We start from the raw sequence: 4,892 nt of genomic DNA, 5'->3' as shown, positions 1-4,892 counted from the left end.
GGAGGCGGGCCTGCCCTGCGCCCGCCGCCGGCCGGACGCCGCCGGCGCGCCGTGCGCCGAGATGGCGCGTGCGGTCGGGCTCATTCTGCGCCATACCCGCGCCACGCCGCCCACAGGAGCGACTGCATGAGCCTTCCGCGCCGCCGCTGGGACGAGATGACCACCGACGATTTCGCCGGCGCCGACCGGTCGTCCTGGGTCGCCGTGCTGCCGCTCGCCGCGGTGGAGCAGCACGGACCGCACCTGCCGCTCGGGACAGACGCCATCATCGGCCAAGGCTATCTCGACCGCGCCCTCGCGCTCACGCCCGCCGAGCTGCCCGTCACCGTGCTGCCCGCGCAGGCGATCGGCGTTTCGCCCGAGCATCTCGGCTTTCCGGGCACGCTGACCCTGCCGCCCGAGACCGCCATCGCCGCCTGGACGGAGATCGGCCGCTCGGTCGCGCGCGCCGGCCTGCGGCGGCTGGTGGTCGTCAACAGCCATGGCGGCAACGGCCCGGCCATGGACGCGGCGACGCGGGCGCTGCGGATCGAGTTCGGCCTGCTGGCGGCGTTCACCAGCTGGCATCGCCTCGGCTATCCCGACGGCCTGTTCGCGGCCGACGAGCTCCGGCACGGCGTCCATGGCGGCGAGGTCGAGACCTCTCTGATGCTGGCGCTGGCGCCCGATCTGGTGCGGATGGACAAGGCGCGGGACTTCACCCCCGCCACCCGCGCCATGGAGCGGGAGTTCGCGCAGCTGCGCGCCAGCACGCCCGCGGGCTTCGGCTGGATGGCGCAGGACCTTCACCCCTCGGGCGCGGTCGGAAACGCCGCCGCCGCCACGGCGGCCAAGGGCGAGGCGGCGCTCGCCCATGGCGCGGCGGCCTTCGCGGCGCTGCTCGCCGACGTGGCGCGCTTCCCGCTGGAGCGTCTCGTCGCAGGACCGCTCGGGGATTAAGCCGTTCCGGCGCTCGACAAGCGACGCCGGCCGTCCCACCATGGCCTCAACCCATCAAGAGCGGAGGGAGACCGCCGAATGCGCGACACGCGTCCCGAGGGCGTCCTGATTCAGGACCTGTCCGTGATCGAGACCACCGAAAGCGACGACATCCTTCGCTGGGACGGCTCGCACGTCTATGTGGAGCACGACGTCTATCACAACGGCCAGCTGGTCCACCGCAAGTACCGCCGCAAGGTCACGCCCGAGGTCGCCCGCGCGCTGCTCAGCGTCATCGTGAAGGCCTGAACGCCGTTTCCGGGCATCGTTGGGGGGCGCGGGCCTTTCTTGTCCCGGACTCGATCCGGGACCCGGAGACGCCGACCGTCGCAGGGTAACGCTCTCCGATCGTCGCGGCGCGTTCTGAAAGTCCAGCGGTTCTGGGTCCCGGCTCAAGGCCGGGACAAGGGGGTGGGCGCTGACGCGTCCGCTTTCTGAAAGGGTTTCGCCTAACCTGAAACTGATGCAGACGCCTTTCTTGTCCCGGACGTGATCCGGGACCCAGACACGCCGACGGTCGCCGGATAACGCTCTGCGAGCGTCGCGTCCTGTTCTGAAACTCCAGCGGTTCTGGGTCCCGGCTCAAGGCCGGGACAAGGGAGGTCGGCGCGCGCCCCTTCCTCAGCGTTCCCAAAAAAACAAAGCCCCGCCGCGCGGGTCGCGCGGCGGGGCTTTTGGTGAGGAGAAGCGGCGCGGCGTCAGGCGGCGACCGTTTCCTTTTCCGTGCGCTCGCCCTTGGCTGCGCGGTTGGCGGAAGAGGCGGTGGCCTCCAGGAAGGCGTGCGCCTCCTCCTTGCGCTCGAACACGTGCGGGGCGACGCCCCGGCGCTTCAGCGCCTCCTGCATCTTGATGCGCAGGAAGGCGTTGGTCGCGTAGCGCGTGGTGGTCTCGTAGTGATGCTCGAGCAGATACTCGATCATCTCGGCGTAATCGTCGTAGAGGCTGTCGGAGATCTTGAACCCGTCGTGGTTGACGACGGAGTTCACCCGCTTGCCCGCCGCCACGCAGGCGTCCACCAGCGCCTTGCGCAGGTCCGCGATGTCCTCCTTGGTGCGGCAGTGCCAGCCCTCGAGGTTGAGGAACAGCATGTTGCGGGAGGCGTCGTAGCTGATGCGCTCGCACAGCTTCAGGTTGAGCAGGTCGGACAGCAGGTCCATCGGCTCGTCGCGGAAGATGCGCGGGTCCATCATCTTCGGACGGCGGATGATGGGCTTGAAGTCCATGTGGGCGAGGATGTCGCGGTGGATGTCGATCCCCGGCGCGATCTCGGTCAGCTCCAGGCCTTCGGGCGTCAGCTCGAACACGCAGCGCTCGGTGACGTAGAGGACCGGCTGGCCGCGGGTCTGGGCGTAGGGGCCGGAGAAGGTGTTCTGCTCCACCTGGCGGATGAACTTGCGGGAGCGCCCCTCCTGCTTGATCACCACGCGGCCGTCCTCGATGGCGACGTCGAGGCCGCCGACCGTGAACGTGCCGGCGAACACCACGGTGCGGGCGTTCTGGCTGATGTTGATGAAGCCGCCGCAGCCGTTCAGCTTGCCGCCGAACTTGGAGGTGTTGACGTTGCCGTGCTGGTCCGCCTCCGCCATGCCGAGGCAGGTCATGTCGAGCCCGCCGCCGTCGTAGAAGTCGAACATCTGGTTCTGGTCGATGACGCAGTCGGCGTTGGTGGCGGCGCCGAAGCTCGATCCGCTCGCCAGCACGCCGCCGACCGCGCCGGCCTCGGTGGTGAGCGTGATGTAAGGCGTCACCCGCTCCTCGTTCGCGACCGCGGAGATGCCCTCCGGCGCGCCGACGCCGAGGTTGACCACGCCGTTCGGCGGCAGCTCGAAGGCGGCGCGGCGGGCGATGACCTTTCGGGCGTCCAGCGCGGCCTTCGCCATGTTGGCGACCGGCACGCGGATCTGCCCGGCGAGCGCCGGGTTGTGCACGACGCCGTAGTTCATGCGGTGCTGTTCGGGCTCGGCCACGACGACGCAGTCCACCAGGATGCCCGGCACGCGCACGTCCTTCGGCAACAGGAAGCCGTCGTCGACGATGCGCTCCACCTGCGCGATGACGATGCCGCCGTTGTTGCGGGCCGCCATGGCCTGGGCCAGCACGTCGAGGGTCAGCGCCTCCTTCTCCATGGAGATGTTGCCATGGGGGTCGGCGCTGGTGCCGCGGATGAGCGCCACGTCGATCTTGGTGGCCTTGTAGAACAGCCACTCCTCGCCCGCGACCTCGACCACGTCGACGATGTCCTGCTGGGTGACGTCGTTCACCCGGCCGCCGCCCTGGCGCGGATCCACATAGGTGTGCAGGCCGACCTTGGAGAACAGGCCGGGCTGGCCGGCGGCGCAGGCGCGGTAGAGCTGGGAAATGACGCCCTGGGGCAGGTTGTAGCCCTGAATCTTGTTGTCCCGGGCCGCCTCGGCCACCTTGGGCATGCGGCCGAAATTGGCGGCGATCACGCGGCCGAGCAGGCCTTCGTGGTGCAGGCGGCCGGTGCCGAGCCCCTTCGAGTCGCCCGCGCCCGCGGTCATGATCAGCGTCAGGTTCTTCGGCTGCTGCGTGTCGACGAAGCGTTTCTCGATCGCGGCGTGCAGCGCCTCGGGAATGCAGCTCTGCACGAAGCCGGTGGTGGTGACCACGTCGTTGTCCCGAATCAGAGCCACCGCCTGATCGGCCGTGATGACCTTGTTCTTTTTCATCTGGGCCAAACCGCGTCCCTCCCGCCTGTGTCTCGCGCCGCCGTCGGCGCAGGGCCATGACAGCGCGCCGAAGCAGTCTCTAACGCTTCGAAGAACGACGGTAAATCGCGCCCAAAGGCGTCGCAATGCAGCAAATGTCGCAGTTTTAGGCAAAGACAGGCAAGAGAAGACATCTGGCATACTGGATGCCTCAATATCGTTCTCCGCATCTGAACTGCGTGTTTCAGTTTTTCTTCTAGGAAGCCGCATATTCCCTTAAGCTGCAATGCACGCGATCGTCGCCGTTTCCGTTGGAATCCCGGCGGGCGGCGCTGACGCCCATGGCTTGCGCCCGCGCATCCTCGTGTTTGCACCGCAGCATGACGTCTTAGACTTTCAGGGGAGTTTCGACGGCTTGACGCGGAGGATGCTTCGCGCGTCGCCTGCGACGTTCCGGCGCACCCCTTGGCGGATAACGCGCGAAACGCGCCGTCCCTTGCGGCGATACGCCCTGCTTCGTACTGCTCTCAGGTCATTCCCGCGCGCCGTGACGCCGGGCGGACGCTTTGGGGAGCCGGGCCGTCGCATGGGCGTTGTGGTCGCCGTCTATGGAGAGCCCCACGGGCGCGTGGGGGCGCGGCCGCGGGGGAGCGCCACGGTCCATGATTCACAGGCTCGCACGCCGCAGGGCCGGCGCATCGCGCGCGGTCGCCTCGCACATGGCTGAGGCCCCGCGCGTGTGGGCGCTGCTCGGCCGGCGCGCGGGCGACAACCGGCAGGTGCTCACTCTGGCCGAGGCCGCCGGCCTGCCGTTCGAGGCCAAGCCGCTGCGCTTCAATCCCGGACGCGCGCTGCCCACCCTGCTGCGGCGGGGCTCGCTGCACACGCTGACGCTCGAGTCCCGCGCCCTCGTGGCGCCGCCCTGGCCGGACGTGGTGATCGCCGCCGGCAAGCGCTCCGCGCCGATCGCGCTCTGGATCCGCATGGCGTCCGGCGGCCGGACGCGGCTCGTGCATGTGGGACGCCCCTGGGCGCCGCTGTCCTGGTTCGACCGCGTCGTCACCACCGCGCAATACGGCCTGCCGGCGCGCGCCAACGTGATCCGCAACACGCTGCCGCTGGCCCATGCGCCCGCCGAGGCCGAGGCGATTCCGCCGGCGCTCGCAGCGCTCCCGTCGCCCCGGCTCGTGCTGCTCGCCGGCGGATCGAGCCGCCCGCTCATGCTCGACGCCGCCGAGGCCCGCC

General features: G+C 69.5%; 4 protein-coding genes. 3 read left to right on the top strand and 1 reads right to left on the bottom strand.

Translation table 11 applies throughout. The features are described 5' to 3' along the window. The first annotated feature begins 126 nt into the window (after positions 1-126). Both ACFQ4O_RS15185 and ACFQ4O_RS15180 read left to right on the top strand, forming a co-directional pair. Entirely contained in the window at positions 127-939 is an 813-nt protein-coding gene (locus ACFQ4O_RS15185; RefSeq protein ID WP_378776805.1) for a creatininase family protein, read from the top strand. Positions 940-1,017: 78 nt separating this feature from the next. After that, positions 1,018-1,227 carry a hypothetical protein gene (locus tag ACFQ4O_RS15180; RefSeq protein WP_378776803.1) on the top strand — a complete coding sequence of 70 codons (210 nt, stop codon included), beginning with the start codon at positions 1,018-1,020 and terminating at the stop codon, positions 1,225-1,227. Positions 1,228-1,676: 449 nt separating this feature from the next. Here the strand turns inward: ACFQ4O_RS15180 and ACFQ4O_RS15175 are convergent, their stop codons facing one another. Further along, positions 1,677-3,668, bottom strand: coding sequence for an acyl CoA:acetate/3-ketoacid CoA transferase (locus tag ACFQ4O_RS15175; RefSeq protein ID WP_378776807.1), 1,992 nt, complete (start codon positions 3,666-3,668; stop codon positions 1,677-1,679). Positions 3,669-4,366: 698 nt separating this feature from the next. Here ACFQ4O_RS15175 and ACFQ4O_RS15170 point away from each other — a divergent pair. Continuing rightward, positions 4,367-4,892: ELM1/GtrOC1 family putative glycosyltransferase (locus ACFQ4O_RS15170; protein ID WP_378776801.1), on the top strand; the 526-nt coding region annotated here is incomplete at its 3' end.

Source organism: Methylopila musalis, from assembly GCF_042679725.1.
In the GTDB taxonomy this organism is placed as follows: domain Bacteria; phylum Pseudomonadota; class Alphaproteobacteria; order Rhizobiales; family Methylopilaceae; genus Methylopila; species Methylopila musalis.
The sequence above is the reverse complement of the archived record's forward strand: the minus strand, read 5'-3'. Positions and strand labels throughout refer to the sequence as shown.